Source organism: Sinomonas mesophila, assembly GCF_001999765.1.
In the GTDB taxonomy this organism is placed as follows: domain Bacteria; phylum Actinomycetota; class Actinomycetes; order Actinomycetales; family Micrococcaceae; genus Sinomonas; species Sinomonas mesophila.
The window spans coordinates 280,204-298,731 of record NZ_KV908324.1 but is presented as its reverse complement, the minus strand read 5'-3'; the positions used below and the strand labels follow the sequence as shown (position 1 = coordinate 298,731).

Here is an 18,528-nt window from a genome sequence, read left to right as displayed (position 1 = left end):
CACCAACAACCGCAGGCATCAACACACCCAAGCCGTCACAGACAGCTTGATTTACACCGGATCTCGTCGCCATATTCGGATTCCGGGTACGGCGACGGCCTCCTTCCGTGTACCCGAAACCCGATTTCCGCGTCGAGATCCGTACCCGCGATGCCTCCCGCCCTGAGGGACGGAGGCCTCCTGCGAGACAGGTGCCGACAGACCGGCTTCGCGGCCCAGGAACGTGAGACCGGCGGCTCCTCGCGAGACCGGTCCCGACAGCCCCGGTCTCGCGGGCAAGGTCCGGTCTCGTGGACCCTCACGGCGCGGCAGCGCCCCTAAATCGCTAGCCCCCCGATCCTCAGCCGAGCGGGGCCCGGACCGATCGACTCGGTCCGGGCCCCTCGGCCGTGCTGGGGTCCCGCCTACTCGGCGAGGGAGTGGTGGATGGCGACCTGGAGCGCCGCGCCGACGATGCCGGCCTCGTTCTTGAGCTCGGCCGGGACGATCGGGGTGCGCAGCTTGAGCCGCGGCAGGTACTCGTCCGCGCGCTTGGAGATGCCGCCGCCGACGATGAACAGCTCGGGCGAGAACAGGAACTCCACGTGCGAGAAGTAGCGCTGGAGCAGCACCGAGTACTCCTCCCAGCTGAGCCCGTCCCGTTCGCGTGCGACGGCGGAGGCCTTGGTCTCGGCGTCGAAGCCGTCGATCTCGAGGTGGCCGAGCTCGGCGTTGGGCACGAGCCTGCCGTCGAAGACGAAGGCCGAGCCGATGCCGGTGCCGAGCGTGATGACGAGGACCGTGCCGTCGACGCCCTTGCCGGCGCCGTACCGCACCTCGGCGAGCCCGGCTGCGTCGGCGTCGTTGATCACCTCGACCGGGCGACCGAGGCGCTGGGTGAAGAGCGTGTCGATGTCGAAGTCGAGCCACGATTTGTCCACGTTCGCCGCAGACCGGGAGACGCCGTGCTGGATGATGCCGGGGAACGTCACGCCGACGGGGGAGTCGGGCTCGGGCGCGTCCTCGCGGGCGCCGAGGGCGCCGACGATCTCGGCGACGACCTCCGCGACGTTCTCGGGGGTCGCCGGTCGGGGGGTGTCGATGCGCACCCGGTCGCCGAGGAGCTTGCCCTTCTTCAGGTCGACGATGCCGCCCTTGATGCCGGTGCCGCCGATGTCCACGCCGATGACGTACCGGGACTTCTTCTTCTCGCTCTTGGCCATGCGTTGTGCCTCTCGCGGGTTCAGGGGAGGGTGAGGACCTCGGCGCCGGAATCGGTGACGACGAGGGTGTGCTCGAACTGGGCGGAGCGCTTCCGGTCGCGGGTGACGACGGTCCAGTCGTCCTCCCACATGTCCCACTCGATCCCGCCGAGGGTCAGCATCGGCTCGATCGTGAAGACCATCCCCGGCTCGAGCGTCTGGCTGTAGCCTGGCGCGGCGTCGTAGTGCGGGATGATCAGGCCCGTGTGGAAGGCCTCGCCCACGCCGTGGCCCGTGAAGTCCCGAACGACGCCATAGCCGAAGCGACGCGCGTAGGACTCGATGGCCCGGCCGATCACGTTGATCTCGCGTCCGGGGGCGACGGCCTTGATGCCGCGGCGGAGGGACTCCTGTGTCCGCTCCACGAGCAGCCTCGACTCGTCGTCCACCTCCCCCACGAGGAAAGTGACGTTGGTGTCCCCGTGGACACCGTCCTTGTAGGCAGTGATGTCGATGTTGACGATGTCGCCGTCGGCCAGGACGGTGGTGTCCGGGATGCCGTGGCAGATGACCTCGTTGACGGAGCTGCAGAGCGACTTCGGGAAGCCGCGGTAGCCCAGGGTCGACGGGTACGCGCCGTGGTCGAGCACGAACTCGTGCCCGATCCTGTCGAGCTCGTCCGTCGTCACGCCCGGCCGGATGTGTCGGCCGACCTCGACGATCGCCTGCGCGGCGATCCTGCCCGCGGCGCGCACGAGCTCGATCTTCTCGGGCGAGAGGACCGAGGAGCCCGTGTGCTTGGCCGGGGCCGCCTTCCCCACGTATTCGGGTCGCGGGATCCAGTCCGGCACGGGCCGCAGGGGGCTCACAGTGCCGCGGACCAGAGTGCCCACGGGTGCCGTGGAGGGGGAAGAAGGCATAGGGTTGAGTGTACTAGGGAGGAGGCTCACGTGGTCGAGTACTGGTACAACGTGCGGACCCATGAAGTCGAGGTCGACGCCCAGAGCGACTGGACCCAGCTGATCGGCCCCTACGCGACACGCGAGGAGGCCGAGCGGGCGCTCGAGAAGGTCAGGGAGCGCAACCGCGCGTGGGATCCGTCCGACGCCGACGGGGACGGCTGGTCGGACAACGACGACTGACGCGCGGACAGCTGCTGGATCGAGGGTTCTCTAGAACGAGTGCTCGGGGCCGGGGAACTCGCCCGAGCGGACCTCGTCGCGGTACTGGCGTGCGGCGTCGAGGAGGGTCGTCCGAAGATCGGCGTACTTCTTGACGAACTTCGCGACCTTCATGCCCTCACCGCCCCGCAGCCCGGCCATGTCCTGCCACACGAGCACCTGGCCCGTCGTGGAGCTACCCGCGCCGATCCCGACGGTGGGCACGGCGAGGGCAGCGTCGACGGCCGCCGCAGTGTCCGCGGGGACCATCTCCATGAGCACGCAGAATGCCCCTGCCGCCTCGAGGGCGCGGGCGTCCTCGATGAGCCGTTCGGCGTCGTCGCCCCGCCCCTGCACGCGGTAGCCGCCGAGCGCGTGCTCGCTCTGCGGGGTGAAGCCGATGTGGGCCATGACGGGGATGCCGGCCTGGACCATGGCGCGGACGGTCTCCACGTAGTACGCGCCGCCCTCCATCTTGACCGCGTGTGCGAGGCCCTCCTTGAGGAAGCGCACGCCCGCCGCGACGGCCTGCTCGGGCGAGGCCTCATAGCTGCCGAAGGGAAGGTCCGCCACGATGAGTGCACGGCGCGCGGCGCGGGAGACGGCGCGCACGAGGGGCAGCATCTCGTCGACGGTGATGGGCAGCGAGGTCTCGTAGCCGTAGACGTTGTTCGCGGCCGAGTCGCCGATGAGGAGCACCTCGACCCCGGCCTCGTCGAAGATCTGCGCCGAGTACTGCTCGTAGGCTGTCAGCATCGCGAACCGCTCGCCCCGCTCCTTGGCCTGGGCGAGGTGGTGCACACGCACGCGGCCGGTCCGCGCGGCGGGGGCGGCGCCGCTGCCGTACGGCGCGGCGCCCTCGGACGGGCGCGGCTCAGGGGAGATCGTGGGGGCCATGGACCGAGCCTAGCCGACCGTGCGGTGCGCTGCTTAGCGCAGGCCCAGTTGCTGAGTAGAGTGGGAGGCACCGGCCGCGGTGCCTCCTTAGCTCACGCACCGGCCCAGCACTGAGAAGGCGAGGGACTGCCCCCCATGAACCGTCAGCAGGAGTTCGTGCTCCGCACCATCGAGGAACGCGACGTCCGTTTCGTCCGCCTGTGGTTCACCGACGTCGTCGGCTCGCTCAAGTCCGTCGCGCTCGCCCCGGCCGAGGTCGAGGGTGCCTTCGAGGAGGGCCTCGGCTTCGACGGGTCCTCGATCGAGGGTCTCGCCCGAGTCTCCGAGTCGGACATGCTCCTGCAGCCGGACCCCTCGACCTTCCAGATCCTGCCCTGGCGCGGGGAGACCGAGCCGACCTCGCGCATGTTCTGCGACATCCTCACGCCGGATGGCGAGCCGTCGACGGCGGACCCGCGCAACGTGCTCAAGCGGACGCTCGCGAAGGCCGCCGAGATGGGCTTCACGTGCTACACGCACCCGGAGATCGAGTTCTACCTCCTCGAGTCGGACCAGCTCGGGCCTGACGGCGCGCCGGTGCCGATCGACCAGGGCGGCTACTTCGACCACGTCCCGGGCGGTGTGGCCCAGGACTTCCGACGCACCGTGGTGAACATGCTCGAGTCGGTCGGGATCTCCGTCGAGTTCAGCCACCACGAGGGCGGCCCGGGCCAGAACGAGATCGACCTGCGCTACGCTGACGCCCTCCAGACGGCGGACAACATCATGACGTTCCGCACGGTCGTCAAGGAGGTCGCGATCCAGCAGGGCGCCTATGCCACCTTCATGCCCAAGCCGTTCACGGTCCACCCCGGCTCCGGGATGCACACGCACTTCTCGCTGTTCGAGGGGGACACGAACGCGTTCCACGAGGCGGGCGCCGAGTTCCAGCTCTCCCGCACTGCTCGGCACTTCATCGCGGGCCTCCTGCGGCATGCGAACGAGTTCTGCGCGGTGACGAACCAGTTCGTCAACTCCTACAAGCGACTCTGGGGCGGCGGGGAGGCCCCGAGCTACCTCAGCTGGGGGCACAACAACCGCTCGGCGCTCGTCCGGGTCCCCCTCTACAAGCCGGGCAAGCACCAGAGCGCTCGGGTCGAGTACCGCGGCATCGACTCCGCGACGAACCCGTACCTCTCCTACGCCGTCCTGCTCGGTGCGGGCCTCAAGGGCATCGAGGAGGAGTACGAGCTGCCGCCCGCGGCCGAGGACGACATCTCGATGCTCACGACCTCCGAGCGCCGCGCCCTGGGCCACTCGCCGCTCCCCGCGAGCCTCTACGACGCGGTCAACGCGATGGAGGAGTCCGAGCTCATGGCCGACATCCTCGGCGAGCAGGTGTTCGAGCACTTCCTGCGCAACAAGCGCCAGGAGTGGAACGAGTACCGGCTCGAGGTCACGCCCTACGAGCTGTACCGCAACCTCGGCATCCTGTAGGGGACTGCATGGCTCCGAGCCTCGCGCGCAGGCTGATCGCCCTCGGCTCGTCCGACCCTGAGCGGGCCGAGCGGTTCTTGGCGGCCGAGGAGCTCGACGGCGTCGGCACGGATGCCCTCCTCGAGGGCCTCTCCGTCGCGCCGGACCCGGACACCGCGCTTCTGACGCTCGTGCGGCTCCTCGACCGCAGGCCCGAACTCAAGTCTCTGCTCGAGGGGGGCCCCGAGCGCAGCGAGCCGCTCTTCCGCCTCCTTGGCGCGTCCGAGGCCCTCGGCGAGTTCCTCCTGCGCCGCCCCGAGCACTTGGACGTGCTCGAGATGCCGCTCTCAGCCGAGCCGCTCGGCGCGGACCCGGAGGAGCTGCGCGCCTTCCTCCTGCGCGCCGTCGGGGCCGACCCGCACGCGGCCCGGCCGGTCGCCGGGGTCACGGGCGGAAGCGCGTACGAGGCCCTGCGCGTCGCCTACCGGAGGCGGCTGTGCGAGCTCGCCCTGCGCGACCTCGGCGCCGCCTCGCCCACCGACTTCCTGCCCATCGCCGCCGCCGAGCTCTCCGACCTCGCCGCTGCGGCCCTCGAGGCCGCCCTCGCCGTCGCGCGGGCCGAGGCCGCGGCGACGTTCCCTGCAGACGAGGTCGCCGCCGTCGGGCTCGCCGTGATCGGCATGGGCAAATGCGGGGCGCGCGAACTCAACTACATCTCCGACGTCGACGTGGTCTACGTGATCGAGGCTGATTCGAGGGATTCCGAGGGACCCGTCGACGACACCCGGGCCGTGCAGATCGGCACGTTCCTGGCCACGGGGCTCGCCCGTGCGGTCTGGTCGACGGGCCGCGAGCCGGCCCTGTGGCAGGTGGACGCGAATCTGCGCCCGGAAGGGCGGGACGGCCCGCTCGTGCGCACCCTCGACTCGCATCTGGCCTACTACGCGCGCTGGGCGGAGAGCTGGGAGTTCCAGGCCCTCCTCAAGGCCCGCTGCATCGCGGGCGACAGGGAGCTCGGCGCCCGATACGAGGCGGCCATCGCCCCGCTCGTGTGGGCCTCCGCGGGGCGGGACGGCTTCGTCGACTCGGTCCAGGCCATGCGCCGCCGCGTCACCGACAACATCCCCGCGGGGGAGGCCGACCGGCAGATCAAGCTCGGCGTCGGCGGGCTCCGCGACGTCGAGTTCACGGTCCAGCTCCTCCAGCTCGTCCACGGCCGCGCGGACGAGTCGCTGCGCGTGCGCGACACGACGTCGGCCATCTCGGCCCTTGCCGCGGGCGGGTACATCGGGCGCGGGGCCGCGGCGGAGTTCGACTCGTCCTACCGCTACCTGCGGCTCCTCGAGCACCGCATCCAGCTCTTCCGGCTCAGGCGCACCCACCTCATGCCCGTCGGCCAGGACGCCCTGCGTGCCCTCGCGCGCTCGGCGCAGGGCATCTTCGAGGTGGGCCGCTCGACCCCCGAGCAGCTCCTCGAGCGGTGGCACCGCACCAAGCGCAGCGTCCGCGAGCTGCACGAGCGCATCTTCTACCGCCCGCTGCTCAACACCGTCGCGAACCTGAGCCCCGACGAGGCACGGCTGACGCCGGAGGCGGCCCAGGAGCGGCTCGCCGCGCTCGGCTACCGCGACCCGCGGGGGGCCATGCGGCACATCGAGGCCCTCACGGCCGGCGTGAGCCGCCGGGCCGCGCTCCAGCGGCAGCTGCTGCCCGTCCTGCTCGGCTGGCTCGCCGACGGCGTGGACCCCGACGGCGGGCTCCTCGGCTTCCGCCGCGTGAGCGAGGCGCTCGGAACGACGCACTGGTACCTCGGCCTCCTGCGGGACTCCGCGGCCGCCGCCGAGCGGCTGTGCCAGGTCCTCGCCGACTCCCGGCTCATCGCCGACCTCCTCGAGGTCTCGCCGGAATCCGTCGCGTGGCTCGGCAACGACGTCGACCTGCGGCCCGTGCCCCTCGACACGCAGTGGCAGGAGATGCAGGCCAAGCTGTCCCGCCACGATGACCCCGGGGCCGCGATGCGGCTCGTCCGGCTGATCCGCCGGCGCGAGATCCTGCGTGTCGCCCTCGCGGACCGTGCGCGCCTCCTCGACGTCGGAGCGGTGGGGGAGGCCCTCGCGGACACGGACCAGGCCGCCGTGCTCGGCGCCCTGCGCGTGGCCGAGGGCATCGCGGCCGCCTCCGGCCCGCTCCTGACCCAGGTCCTCGTCGTCGCGATGGGCCGGCAGGGCGGGCGGGAGATCGGCTACGGCTCCGATGCCGACGTCATCTACGTCCACCGTCCGCTCCCGGGGGCCGACCCGACGGCGGCGCAGAAGCAGGCGCTCGAGATCGTCGGGAGCCTGTCCTCGCTCCTGACACAGCCGCTCAAGCCCCCGGTCCTCGCCGAGCGGGTCCTCGCGCTCGACGCCAACCTGCGCCCCGAGGGCAAGAGCGGGCCGCTCGTGCGCTCGCTCGAGTCGTTCGCGGAGTACTACCGCCGCTGGGCCCTCGTGTGGGAGGCGCAGGCCCTGCTGCGCGCCCGGCCGCTCGCGGGGGACGACGACGTTGCCCGCGAGTTCATGGCGCTCGTGGATTCCGTGCGCTACCCCGAGAAGCTCGAGGCCGCGGACGTCCGGGAGATCCGGCGCATCAAGGCACGTGTCGAATCGGAGCGGCTGCCCCGCGGGGCCGACCCTTCGCGGCACCTCAAGCTCGGCCGCGGCGGGCTCAGCGACGTCGAATGGCTCGTCCAGCTCCTGCAGCTCCAGCACGCAGCGCGGTATCCGGAGCTGCGCACGACGGCGACGCTCCCGGCGCTCGCGGCGGCCGCCGCGGCGGGGCTCGTCCCCGGAGACGAGGCGGAGCTGCTCGCCGAGACCTGGACCCTCGCGAGCCGCGTGCGCAGCGCCAACGTCGCATGGACCGGCAGGGCGTCCGATCTCCTGCCGTCCTCGAGGCGGGACCTCGAGGGCGTCGCGCGGTGGTGCGGCTACCCGCCGGGCCAGGCGAGCGCCCTCGAGCAGCAGTACCTGAACCTCACGCGCCGTGCGCGGCAGGTCTTCGAGCGGCGGTTCTACGCCGCCGGATAGGGGAGGGACATCACATGGAGCACGTCAAGGTTGACCTCGCGGCAGAGGCCGAGCGGGAGCTTGCACGGGCCCGGGCGGACGCCCATGGGCACAGCGCCGCGGCCGAGCTCAGGGACGGTCGGCTCCGGCACACGCTCGTCGCCATCCTCGACGGCCGGAGCCTCGGGGAGCACGCCAAGCCCGAGGCGGCGACGCTGCACGTCCTGCGGGGACGCGCCGTCGTGCGATCGGGCGAGGACGGGGCCGAGACGACCGTCTCCCAGGGGGAGGTCATGGTGCTGCCCGGAGCGACGCACGACGTGCGCGCCGAGGGCGACCTCGTGGCGCTCCTGACGTCGATCGCAGGCTGAGGCGGGCCGTCGGGCGACAGCGCCGCCGCACGCGCCGGGGATGCGGCACGTGCCCCGGCCCAAAAGGCCGGAGGGCGCGGAAGAGCGCCCGCCCGGGCACGGCTTGGCCGTCCCGGGCGGGCGCTGTCGCAGCGGTGTCGGCTGTGCCGATCAGACGCCGTAGTAGAGCTCGAACTCGTACGGGTTCGGGCGCAGGGAGAGCGGAGCGATCTCCTTCTCGCGCTTGTAGGCGACCCAGGTGTCGATGAGGTCCTGCGTGAACACGCCGCCCGCCTGGAGGAACTCGTTGTCCGCCTCGAGGGCCTCGAGGGCCTCGTCGAGCGAGCCCGGAGCCTTGGGGATGTCGCGGGCCTCCTCGGCCGGGAGCTCGTAGAGGTCCTTGTCAATCGGAGCCGGCGGCTCGATGCGGTTGCGGATGCCGTCGATGCCGGCCATGAGCTGAGCGGCGAACGCGAGGTACGGGTTGCTCGAGGGGTCCGGCGCGCGGAACTCGATGCGCTTGGCCTTGGGGTTCGAGCCCGTGATCGGGATGCGGATGCCGGCCGAGCGGTTGCCCTGCGAGTACACCATGTTCACCGGGGCCTCGAAGCCCTTGACGAGGCGCTTGTAGGAGTTCACCGTCGGGTTGGTGAACGCGAGCACCGCCGAGGCGTGCTTGAGCAGGCCGCCGATGTACCAGCGGGCGGTGTCGGAGAGGTTGGCGTAGCCCTTCTCGTCGTAGAAGAGCGGCTCGCCGCCGTTCCAGAGCGACTGGTGGCAGTGCATGCCCGAGCCGTTGTCGCCGAAGATCGGCTTCGGCATGAAGGTCACGGACTTGCCCCACTCGAGCGCCGTGTTCTTGATGATGTACTTGAACTTCTGCAGGTCGTCGGCGGCGCGGACGAGCGTCGAGAAGCGGTAGTTGATCTCGGCCTGGCCGGCAGCGCCGACCTCGTGGTGCGAGCGCTCGACCTCGAGGCCGGCCGCGTCGAGGTTCAGGCACATCGCGTCGCGGAGGTCGGCCTGGTGGTCGACCGGGGCGACGGGGAAGTAGCCGCCCTTGAACGGGGTCTTGTTGCCGAGGTTGCCGCCCTCCTCCTCGCGGGAGGAGTTCCACGGTGCCTCGATGGAGTCGACCTTGTAGAAGGAGCCCTGCGGGGAGGACTCGAACTGGACGTTGTCGAAGACGTAGAACTCGGCCTCGGGCGCGAAGAACGCGGTGTCCGCGATGCCGGTCGAGGCGAGGTAGGCCTCGGCGCGCTCGGCCACGCCGCGCGGGTCGCGGTGGTACGGCTCACCGGTGCGCGGGTTGACGATGGAGAAGTTGAGCGCGAGGGTCTTCTCGACCCGGAACGGGTCGACGAACGCCGTCGTGACGTCCGGGATGAGCTGCATGTCAGACTCGGCGATGCCCTGGAAGCCTCGGATCGAGGAGCCGTCGAAGAGCTGGCCGTTCTCGAAGAAGTCCGCGTCGACCGTCTTGGCCGGAACGTTGAAGTGCTGCTGGACGCCCGGGAGGTCGGTGAAGCGGATATCGACGAACTTGACGTCTTCGTCCTGGATGTACTTGAGGACTTCGTCCGCAGACTTGAACATCTATGCTCCTATACACAAGGGGGGTGGCAGTCTGGCCGGGCGCAATCACGGCGCGCGCAGCCTGCGCGGCGCCGGACGCCTCGCTGCAACGGGCTCCAGCCTACGAATGAGGCATTTCCCGGCCGTGTCCGCATTGTTTCGGGCAGGTTACAGAAGGCTGTCGTGTGTAAACGCTAGCGGTGACCGCAGCGCGAGGCCAGCGCGCCACGCGCCCTAGACTGGACCGGTGATCGACCGCAAAGACCTTGGCTCCTGGCTCGGCGGCACGCCGTCGTCCGAGGGCGACTATCCAGGCCGGCGCCTCGGCAAGCCCGCCGCCGGCCCCGGCTCCATCGGGCGGCCCGGCCGGCGGGTGCTCGCCCTGTGCATCGACTGGGCCGCATGCTACGCGATCGCGGCGGCCTTCTTCGGCGCGAGCCAGCTCGCCATCCTCGCGGTGTTCGCCGTCGAGCAGATCCTCCTCGTCGGGCTCGCCGGCTACGGACTGGGCCACCGGATCGCCGGGCTGCGCGTCGAGCGCCTCGACGGCCGGCGGGCCGGCCTGCTGGCGGCGGTCATTCGCACGGTCCTGCTGTGCCTCGTGATCCCCGCGGTCATCTTCGACCCTGACCAGCGCGGCCTGCACGACAAGGCGGCCGGAACCGTCGTCGTGCGCCTCTGAACCCCCGTCCCCGGCGTCGACGGAACCACGATGGACGCCGAACACGCGCGAGGACCCCGGGCACTGCCCGGGGTCCTCGCGTATGCCGCGGGTTCGTCCTCGTCAGCGGCCACGCATGGCGCGGCGGTCGGGCCGGACGCGGCGGGGGTCGATGCCCTTCGGGATGGGGAGGCGCGGGCCGAGGGAGGCGATCCGCTTGCTGACGGTCGCGACCTCCACCTTGGACAGCTCGGGCTTGAGCTTCTGCATGGCCTTCGCCACGCCGCGCAGGGGGGTCTGGCCCTCGTCGCGGCCGGTCTCGATGACATGGATCGGCACGTTCGGCAGGATGCGTGTGAGGCGCTTGCGCTCCTCGTCGACGAGCTGGCGCACGCGCGAGCTCGGGCCCTCGGTCACGAGGACGACGCCCGGGCGGCCGATCGCGCGGAACACGACGTCCTGCATGCGGTTGACGGCGACCGGCTCCTCGGCCACGATCCAGCCGCGGCGGAGCGTGCCGAGCGCGGCACCGGCGGCGCCGGGCTGGCCCTCGATCTGGCTGAAGGCCGCGCGTTCGGCGCGGCGGCTCAGGATGAAGACGGCGCCGAGCAGGCCGAGCGGGAGGCCGATGAGGAGGCCGGTGATCCAGTTATCGAGCAGGAAGCCGATGAGGAGGCTCACGCCGGTGACCGCGAGGAACACGAGTGCCATGAGCCACACGGAGTTCGGGTCGGCCTTCCGGGTCATCTGGAAGACCTGGATGAACTGCTTGATGCCGTTCGTGAAGCCGTTCGGCTTCTTCGCCTTCTTCGGAGACTTGTCCGAAGGCGTGCTGGAGGTGTCGGTGCTCTTCGCCATAGTCCCTCAATTCTACGGGACAACGCGCGCGCGGCGCCCGCCGGGCGGCCCCTCGGGGGCCGGGCGGGCGCCGCGGTCGGCAGGTGCTGGGCTCAGCCCTGACGGGAGGCGACGAGGGTCGCGGCCTCCTGGCGGGTCGTCCCGGAGCTCTCGATGTGGGCGAGGTGCGCGGGGATCGGCAGGCCCTTCTTGCGCATTGCCGTGGCCCAGAGGCGGCCGGCGCGGTACGACGAGCGAACGAGCGGGCCGCTCATGACGCCGAGGAAGCCGATCTCCTCGGCCTCCTGGGACAGCTCGACGAACTCCTCGGGCTTGACCCACCGCTCCACCGGGTGGTGGCGCTCGGAGGGGCGCAGGTACTGGGTGATCGTGATGAGGTCACAGCCCGCGGCGTGCAGGTCGCGCAGGGCCTCCGAGACCTCCTCGCGGGTCTCGCCCATGCCGAGGATGAGGTTCGACTTCGTGACCATGCCGCGGTCGCGGCCCTGCGTGATGACGTCGAGCGAGCGCTCGTAGCGGAACGCGGGGCGGATGCTCTTGAAGATGCGCGGGACGGTCTCGACGTTGTGCGCGAAGACCTCCGGGGCGGCGTCGCAGATCGCGGTGATGTGCTCGGGCTTGCCGGAGAAGTCCGGTATGAGGATCTCGACGCCGGTGCCCGGGTTGAGCTCGTGGATCTTGCGGATCGTCTCGGCGTAGAGCCAGGTGCCCTCGTCCTCGAGGTCGTCGCGCGCGACGCCGGTGACGGTCGCGTAGCGCAGGTTCATCGACTGCACCGAGCGCGCGACCTTGGTCGGCTCGAAGCGGTCCAGCGGGGAGGGCCTGCCGGTGTCGATCTGGCAGAAGTCGCAGCGGCGCGTGCACTCGGAGCCGCCGATGAGGAAGGTGGCCTCCTTGTCCTCCCAGCACTCGAAGATGTTGGGGCAGCCGGCCTCCTCGCAGACCGTATGCAGCCCCTCCTTCTTGACCTGGTTCTTGAGCTGGACGAACTCGGGTCCCATCTGGACCTTGGCCTTGATCCAGTCAGGCTTGCGCTCGACGGGCGTCTGGGCGTTGCGCGCTTCGATGCGCAGCAGTCGGCGTCCTTCGGGGGCGAGGGTCACGCGAGGGCTCCTTCCGGCGAGGCGATCCCGGCCGCGACGAACTCGTCTTGGCGTCGGGAGAGCTCCTCCGTGATCCGGTCGACGATGTCGCGGGGGCCGACGTCGCGCCCGCATTCGGCCGAGATGGTGGTGGTCCCGGCATCGGTGATGCCGCACGCGATGATCTGCGCGTACGGCTCCAGGCTGTTGTTGCAGTTGATGGCGAAGCCGTGGCCCGTGACGCCGTCGCGGACGCTGATGCCGATCGCGGCGATCTTGCGGTCCCCGCCGCGCTCGTCCGCGCGGACCCAGACGCCCGAGCGGCCGTCCACGTGCTCTGCCCTGATCCCGTACTCGTTGATGACGGTGATCATGACGTCCTCGAGGAGTTCGACGTACGCGCGGATCCCGCGCGGCTCCCTGAGCCGTACGATCGGGTACCCGACGAGCTGGCCCGGGCCGTGCCACGTGAGCTTGCCCCCGCGGTCGACGGGGATGACGGGGGTGCCGTCGAGGGGTCGCTCGTGGTCCTCCGTGCGCTTCCCGGCCGTGTAGACCGCGGCGTGCTCGAGGAGGAGGACGGTGCTGGGGGAGTCGCCGGCCACCACGTCGTCGTGGAGCTGGCGCTGCGCCTCGAGGCCGGCTTCGTAGTCGACGTAGTCCGGCGCGAACCCCAGCTGGGTGAACGCAAGAGTCATGCCGTCCAGCTTAGCCCTCAGGCCGGGGCCCAGGCCCGGCAGTGTGGCGAAGGTCGCACTGGCCTGTGGATAACTTCTGCGGCCCCCTGCCTGTCTGCGGTAGACATGAGCCATGGAGACCCAGCCGCCTACCGCGCCGCCGGGCGGGGGCCAGCCCGAGCCGCCCGCCCTGCCGGGCTACGACCTCGTGCGCCACCTCGGGACGGGGGCCGCGGGGCACGTGTGGCTCGTGCGCGAGGCGGCGACCGGCCGCGCCCTCGCTGCCAAGGTCATCGTCCCCACGGTGGGGGATGATCGCGACGTGCTCGCGGCGGCCCGTCGGGAACTGCGCATCGCCGCGGCCCGGCCGCACGAGCACGTCCTCGCCGTGCGGGACGCCATTGAGGTGCGGGGTACAGAGCCGACGACGGCGCAGGGGCACGGGAGTGAGGCAGCCGGCGCCGAGGCGAGGCTCGGGCAGGGCGCGATCGCGCTCCTGGCCGACTACGCCGCGGGCGGCTCGCTCGGGCGGCTCGTCGCGGCCCGCGGGCGGCTGGCCGTGGGGGAGACGGTGACGTCGGTGGCGCCCGTGGCCCAGGCCCTCGGCATGCTGCACGCAGAGGGCACGGTCCATGGCGACGTCTCGCCGGGGAACGTCCTCTTCACGGCCCGGGGCAAGCCCCTGCTCGCCGACTTCGGCCTCGCGCGCATGGTGGGCGACTCGTCCGCGGGCGGCGCCGGCACCCCCGGCTTCGTCGACCCGGTGCCGAGGCCCCCGGAGGAGGAGCACGTGCGCACCGCCGCGCGGGACGTCTTCTCGCTGGGGGCCCTCGCGTGGTTCTGCCTTACGGGCTCGCCCCCGCCGCCGACGGCGGGGCGCCCCCCGCTCAGCCTCCTCGTCGAGGACGTGCCGGCGGAGCTCGCCGCGGCCATCGAGGCTGCCCTGCGGGACGATCCGCTCGCACGACCGACGGCGGCCGAGTTCGCCCACGCCCTCCTGCGCAGCGCCCGTGCCGAGCCCGTCGACCTCGCCCCTGCGGTGGACGCCGCCGTCATCCCCGAGCTGCTCACGCGTGTCCAGGCGCCCCCCGCGGGACGCTGGCCGTTCGCGGGCCTCCGCCGGTCCCGGCGGCGGCCGCTGTTCGGCGCCGAGCCGGGCGACGGCGGCACCGCGTCGAGGCCGCGCCGTGCCCCGCGCGCCCGCCGCCTGCCCGTGCGCATGGGAGTGCTGCTCGCCTGCTCGGCCGCGCTCGTCCTCGTCGCCGTCGCTGTCGGGGCATGGTGGGCGGCGTGGCCCGGGGAGGCCCGCACGACGGCGGTGCACGGGTCGTCGGCAGGCGACGCTGAGGCGCCAGGATCCGCGGGCGGCTGGGCGTCCCTCCCGGAGCGGCTGCGCACGGCCGCCGGCGCGGACGACCCGGTGCGCGCGGTCCAGGCCCTCTCTGACATCCGGTCCCAGGCCATCGCCGCCTCCGACCGCGCCCTGCTCGAGGCCGTGAGCGTCCCCGGCTCCGCGGCCGCCGCTGCCGACGCGGCCCTCCTGGACGCCCTTGAGCGGGACGGCCAGCGGCTCGAGGGCTTCCGTGCGAGCGTGACCACGGCGTCTCTGGACCCGAAGCCGGCGCCCGGAGCGGCGGAGGGCAGCGCCGTGGTGCGCGTGCGCATCGTCACGAGCGGCTACACGGTGCTGGACGCTGCGGGCGGCCGCGTGGGCGAGCAGCCCGCTGGCCGGGACCAGGACCTGAGGATCGTGCTCGAGCGGGTCGACGGACGCTGGCGCGTGGCCAGCGTCCTCGGTGCGTGAGCGAGCTGCGTCACACTTCGCAGGGGCGGGGCGGACGGACGATGCGCCCGCGCTCTGCCACTGCGCGGCCTGCCTATGATCGGAGGATGACTGGCTCCAGCTACTTCCGCTATCCCCATGTGCACGGGGACCTCGTGGCCTTCGTGGCCGAGGACGACGTCTGGCTCGCGCCCCTGGCCGGGGGCCGCGCCTGGCGGCTGTCCGCGCTCCGGCTCCCGGCCCGCAACCCGCGCTTCGCCCCGGACGGGTCGAAGGTCGTGTGGACTGTCGTGCAGGGCAGCGCTCCCGAGGTCGTCTCGGCGGACGTGGACGGCGGCGGCTTCCGCCAGCTCACCTACTTCGGCCACTCGACCACGCGGGTCAAGGGCTTCGAGCCCGGCGGCCGCGTCGTCGTCACGAGCGCCCACAACCAGCCGGACTCGCGCCACACCCACGCGTACACCGTGCCGCTCGACGGCGGCTGGCTCGAGGAACTGCCCTACGGGCCCGTCGACTCCGTGGCCTTCGGCCCGCGCGTGGGGGATGAGCGGCCAGTCGTCGTCGCAAGCGTCGTGACGCGCGAGCCCGCCTCGTGGAAGCGGTACCGCGGCGGCGCGGCGGGGAAGCTCTGGATCGACCCCGACGGCGGCGGCGAGTTCCGCCGCCTCCTCCCCGGCCTCGAGGGCAACCTCTGCGACCCGATGTGGGTCGACGGCAGGATCGCCTTCCTCTCCGACCACGAGGGCGTCGGCAACCTGTACTCGGTGGACAGGCTCGGTCAGGACCTGCGCCGGCACACCGACGCGGACCGCTTCTACGTGCGGCACGCGAGCACGGACGGCTCCCGCATTGCGTTCGAGTCCGCCGGCGAGCTGTGGCTCCTCGACAGCCTCGACGCCGAGCCGCGCCGCCTCGACATCGCCCTCGCGTCCGCCTCGACCTCACGCCGCGCCGTCCCCCTCGCGGTGTCCCGCCACCTCGGCGAGGTCGTGCCGGCCCAGGACGGGCACGCGAGCGTCGTCGAGTCCCACGGGACGGTGCACTGGCTCGCGCACCGGGATGGGCCCTCCCGGGTCGTCGAGGCGACCCCGGGCGTCCGCGCCCGGCTCGCCCGCCCGCTCGGCACGGACGCCGTGGCCTACATCGCGGACCACGAGGGCGAGGAGGGGCTCTTCGTCAAGCGCCTCGCCGACGCCGAGGCTGCCGCCCGTGCCGCGGCGGGGATCCGCGGCGCCGCGGCTGTCGCGTACGACGGCGGGCCCGCGCGCGCAACGCACGACGGCGGCGAGGGCCTCCCGCAGCCCGTCTCGGCCCTGGCCCGGACCGGGCAGGCCGGCAACACCATGGCCGGCGCCGACGCCGAGGCTGCTGCGGCAACCGAGGCTGCGGCGGCCCTCGCCCCGTTCCCTGCCCCGGCGGGTGCCCGCTCGTACGTCGTGCCCGCTCGGGAGAGCGTGCCCCCGAACCCCGATGACACGGCGGACTCCCTCCCGCGCGTGCGCCGCATCGCACTCCCGACGCCGAGCCGCGCCGCGGAGCTCGTGCCGAGCCCGGACGGGACCCTCATCGCGGTCGGCACGGCGTTCGGGGAGGTGCACCTCGTCGACGTCGCCGCGGGTACCGCGACGACGCTGAGCAGCGTCGAAGAGGGCAGCATCGAGCAGCTCGCGTGGAGCCCCGACTCGCGCTGGCTCGCCTGGAGCGAGCCCGTCACGGCGTTCGGCGCGCGTTCGAAGATCCGCCTCGCCGAATGCGCGACCGGCACCATCGCCGACGTCACCGACGGCCGCTTCTGGGACGCGTCCCCGGCGTTCACTCCCGACGGCTCGTATCTCGCCTTCCTCTCGGGCCGCAGCTTCGACCCGGTCTACGACGGGCACTCGTTCGACCTGTCGTTCCCGAGCCCGATCAAGCCGTACATCGTCCCGCTCGAGGCCACCGCGGCGAGCCCCTTCGGGCCGCGCGTGGCGGACTTCGGGGCCTCAGGCCGCGGGTCCATCGCCTCCGGTGACGGAGCCGACGGCGCCGGCCAGTCGCCGTCGTCCGCGCCCGCCCCGGTCACGGTGGACCTTGAGGGGATCCAGCACCGCATCGTGGCCCTGCCCGTCCGGCAGGGCAACTTCTCGCACCTCTCCGCGGCACCCGACGCGCTCCTGTGGCTCTCCCAGGACCTCTCGGGGGCCACGGGCGAGGGCAAGGCGAAGCCGGGGGACAAGGACACGCCGCCAACCCTCCAGCGCCTCGACCTCCTCACGGGCGTCGAGACGACGCTCGTCTCCGCGCTCGACGCGTACCGGCTCAGCGGCGACGGGTCGCGGGTCGTGTACGTGCGGGACCGGGCTGTGCACAGCGTGCCGAGTTCGTCGGCGGCCGAGGACGGGCACAGCGAGCACATCGCCGTCGACCTCGACCGGATCCGCGTCCGGCTCGACCCGGTATCCGTGTGGTCCCAGGCCTTCGACGAGGCCTGGCGGCTCCAGCGCGACTTCTTCTGGACCGCGGACATGGCCGGGACCGACTGGGACGAAGTCGCGGACCGATACCGTCCGATCGTCTCCCGGCTCGGCTCCCACGACGACCTCGTCGACCTCCTGTGGGAGGTCCACGGCGAGCTCGGGACGTCCCACGCCTACGTGACCCCCGCGCTCGTCACCGAGCCCGGGGCGGGCGGCCAGGGCCGCCTCGGTGGCGAGTTCGACTTCGACGGCGGCTGGGTCGTCCGGCGCGTCCTCGCCAACGAGTCCTCGGACCCGCTCGCGTCCTCGCCGCTGGCGTCGCCCGGCGCAGACGTGCGCGCGGGCGACCGGCTCCTCGAGGTCGACGGCGTGCCGCTCACCCCCGAGTTCGGTCCGGCCATGGCCCTCGTCGGAGCGGCGGGGAAGGTCGTCGAGCTGACCATGCTCAACGGCCCGGCCCACGGCGACGAGTCGGGCGAGAGCCGGCGCATCGCCGTCGTGCCCATCCTCGACGAGGAGCGGCTGCGCTACCAGGACTGGGTCCAGGCCAACCGCCGGCTCGTGCGCGAGGCATCCGAGGGCCGCTTCGGCTATCTCCACGTGCCGGACATGGCCGCGCGCGGCTGGGCGCAGCTGCATCGGGACCTCGACACCGAGACAGCGCTCGACGCCCTCATCGTCGACGTGCGCCGCAACCGGGGCGGGCACACGTCCCAGCTCGTCGCCGAGCTCATCGGGCGCCGCGTGACCGGCTGGAGCATGCCCCGTGGCGAGCAGCCGCGCACCTACCCGCGGCACGCCCCGCGCGGCCCGGTCGTGATCCTCGCCGACGAGTTCGCCGGCTCGGATGGGGACATCATCACGCAGGTGTCCAAGCTGCGCGGCATCGGCCCCGTGGTCGGGACGCGCACGTGGGGCGGCGTCGTCGGCATCGACCACCGCTTCCGTCTCGCCGACGGCACAGGCGTCACCCAGCCGCGCTACGCGACGTGGTTCGAGGACGGCGTCGGCTGGGGCGTGGAGAACGCCGGCGTCGAGCCGGACATCGAGGTGCCGTACCCGCCGCATGCCCACGCCGCCGGCATCGACCCGCAGCTCGAGCAGGGGATCGGGGTGCTGAAGGAGATGCTCGTCGAGATCCCGACGCAGCGCCCGCCCGCGCGCGAGGGCTACCGGTCGCTCCGCCCGGCGCCGCTGCCCCCGCGCCCGCAGGCCCGGGCCGGCGAAGAGGCGGTCCCGGCCCTCGAGGGCTGAGCCGGCCGGGACGCACGGAAGGCCCCTGAGGCACCATGTGGTGCGTCGGGGGGCCTTCCGTGCGTCCCGCGCCCGGGGCACTCCGGGCGCTG

Annotated in this window: 14 protein-coding genes; 7 read left to right on the top strand and 7 right to left on the bottom strand. The window is 72.4% G+C overall.

Annotated elements, in window-relative coordinates:
- Positions 1–404: 404 nt before the first annotated feature.
- The gene (gene ppgK, locus BV907_RS05180) at positions 405–1,202 is read right to left on the bottom strand and encodes a polyphosphate--glucose phosphotransferase (protein ID WP_077488646.1); all 798 of its coding nucleotides are present in this window, start codon (positions 1,200–1,202) and stop codon (positions 405–407) included.
- Positions 1,203–1,222: 20 nt separating this feature from the next.
- The gene (gene map / locus BV907_RS05175; protein ID WP_077488645.1) at positions 1,223–2,101 is read right to left on the bottom strand and encodes a type I methionyl aminopeptidase; all 879 of its coding nucleotides are present in this window, start codon (positions 2,099–2,101) and stop codon (positions 1,223–1,225) included.
- A 30-nt stretch (positions 2,102–2,131) separates the two neighbouring features.
- On the opposite strand from map, the gene BV907_RS05170 reads away from it, so the two are divergent.
- Positions 2,132–2,323, top strand: a complete 192-nt coding sequence (locus BV907_RS05170; RefSeq protein WP_077488644.1) for an SPOR domain-containing protein — start codon at positions 2,132–2,134, stop codon at positions 2,321–2,323.
- A gap of 30 nt (positions 2,324–2,353) precedes the next feature.
- On the opposite strand, the gene panB is transcribed toward BV907_RS05170, so the two are convergent.
- The gene (panB, locus tag BV907_RS05165) at positions 2,354–3,238 is read right to left on the bottom strand and encodes a 3-methyl-2-oxobutanoate hydroxymethyltransferase (RefSeq protein WP_077488643.1); all 885 of its coding nucleotides are present in this window, start codon (positions 3,236–3,238) and stop codon (positions 2,354–2,356) included.
- A 135-nt stretch (positions 3,239–3,373) separates the two neighbouring features.
- Between panB and glnA (BV907_RS05160) the strand changes: the two genes are divergently transcribed.
- Genes glnA (BV907_RS05160) through BV907_RS05150 form a run of 3 tightly spaced genes read left to right on the top strand, consistent with a single transcriptional unit; the run spans position 3,374 to position 8,111 of the window.
- Positions 3,374–4,714 carry a type I glutamate--ammonia ligase gene (glnA, locus tag BV907_RS05160; RefSeq protein WP_077488642.1) on the top strand — a complete coding sequence of 447 codons (1,341 nt, stop codon included), beginning with the start codon at positions 3,374–3,376 and terminating at the stop codon, positions 4,712–4,714.
- Positions 4,715–4,722: 8 nt separating this feature from the next.
- Entirely contained in the window at positions 4,723–7,761 is a 3,039-nt protein-coding gene (locus tag BV907_RS05155) for a bifunctional [glutamine synthetase] adenylyltransferase/[glutamine synthetase]-adenylyl-L-tyrosine phosphorylase (protein ID WP_077488641.1), read from the top strand.
- A 14-nt stretch (positions 7,762–7,775) separates the two neighbouring features.
- Positions 7,776–8,111, top strand: a complete 336-nt coding sequence (locus BV907_RS05150) for a cupin domain-containing protein (RefSeq protein WP_077488640.1) — start codon at positions 7,776–7,778, stop codon at positions 8,109–8,111.
- 150 nt (positions 8,112–8,261) lie between these two features.
- Here BV907_RS05150 and glnA (BV907_RS05145) read toward each other — a convergent pair whose 3' ends face one another.
- Complete coding sequence (glnA, locus tag BV907_RS05145) at positions 8,262–9,686, bottom strand: type I glutamate--ammonia ligase (protein WP_077488639.1); 1,425 nt, start codon at positions 9,684–9,686, stop codon at positions 8,262–8,264.
- A 226-nt stretch (positions 9,687–9,912) separates the two neighbouring features.
- On the opposite strand from glnA (BV907_RS05145), the gene BV907_RS05140 reads away from it, so the two are divergent.
- Entirely contained in the window at positions 9,913–10,347 is a 435-nt protein-coding gene (locus BV907_RS05140; protein ID WP_077488638.1) for an RDD family protein, read from the top strand.
- A gap of 102 nt (positions 10,348–10,449) precedes the next feature.
- Here the strand turns inward: BV907_RS05140 and BV907_RS05135 are convergent, their stop codons facing one another.
- The 3 genes from BV907_RS05135 to lipB all read right to left on the bottom strand — a co-directional run bounded on the left by BV907_RS05135 (position 10,450) and on the right by lipB (position 12,964).
- Positions 10,450–11,184 (bottom strand): DUF4191 domain-containing protein, encoded by a 735-nt coding sequence (locus BV907_RS05135; protein WP_077488637.1) that lies wholly within the window; start codon positions 11,182–11,184, stop codon positions 10,450–10,452.
- Positions 11,185–11,276: 92 nt separating this feature from the next.
- Positions 11,277–12,287 (bottom strand): lipoyl synthase, encoded by a 1,011-nt coding sequence (gene lipA, locus BV907_RS05130; RefSeq protein ID WP_077488636.1) that lies wholly within the window; start codon positions 12,285–12,287, stop codon positions 11,277–11,279.
- Positions 12,284–12,964 (bottom strand): lipoyl(octanoyl) transferase LipB, encoded by a 681-nt coding sequence (gene lipB, locus BV907_RS05125; protein WP_077488635.1) that lies wholly within the window; start codon positions 12,962–12,964, stop codon positions 12,284–12,286. The genes lipA and lipB overlap by 4 nt, the downstream gene beginning before the upstream one ends.
- 112 nt (positions 12,965–13,076) lie before the next feature.
- On the opposite strand from lipB, the gene BV907_RS05120 reads away from it, so the two are divergent.
- Both BV907_RS05120 and BV907_RS05115 read left to right on the top strand, forming a co-directional pair.
- Positions 13,077–14,747 carry a protein kinase domain-containing protein gene (locus tag BV907_RS05120; protein ID WP_077488634.1) on the top strand — a complete coding sequence of 557 codons (1,671 nt, stop codon included), beginning with the start codon at positions 13,077–13,079 and terminating at the stop codon, positions 14,745–14,747.
- An 86-nt stretch (positions 14,748–14,833) separates the two neighbouring features.
- Entirely contained in the window at positions 14,834–18,436 is a 3,603-nt protein-coding gene (locus BV907_RS05115; RefSeq protein WP_077488633.1) for a S41 family peptidase, read from the top strand.
- Positions 18,437–18,528 lie beyond the last annotated feature (92 nt).